At 65.2% G+C, this 276-nt stretch carries 1 protein-coding gene and 1 pseudogene; both read right to left on the bottom strand.

From position 1 onward, the window contains the following. Positions 1-4 precede the first annotated feature (4 nt). A complete protein-coding gene (locus GV792_RS29990; protein ID WP_309139166.1) occupies positions 5-112 on the bottom strand; it encodes a PLP-dependent transferase in 108 nt (35 codons plus the stop codon). Beyond that, a pseudogene (locus GV792_RS30440) lies at positions 98-276 on the bottom strand (hypothetical protein); the annotation flags it as partial. The pseudogene GV792_RS30440 and the gene GV792_RS29990, both read right to left, overlap by 15 nt.

The following is a 276-nucleotide window of genomic DNA, read 5'->3' as shown; positions in this document are numbered from 1 at the left end:
GAATCTAGTGCGCCGCCGTGAATCCTGTGTGGAGGTCGGTGAGGATGTCGGTGATGTTTTCGATGCCGACGGCGAGGCGGATGAGGCCGGGGGTGACGCCCGCGGTGACGATGATTTCCTTCTTGCGGCCGGTGATGGTGACGAAGCCGTCGGCGTCGATGGCGCCGAGATCACCGGTCTTGAACCACCGCCAAGGAAGTCGGTGACGCGGCGGGGAGTCGGTGGCGGTGCCACGGCTCGAATACCAGTGGGTCGGGGCCACGTGGCTGGAGAAAG

The sequence above is a fragment of the Nocardia cyriacigeorgica genome (genome assembly GCF_010868145.1).
Classification (GTDB): Bacteria; Actinomycetota; Actinomycetes; order Mycobacteriales; family Mycobacteriaceae; genus Nocardia; species Nocardia cyriacigeorgica_D.
Note: the sequence above shows the minus strand (reverse complement) of the source record. Positions and strands in the feature narration are given on the sequence as shown.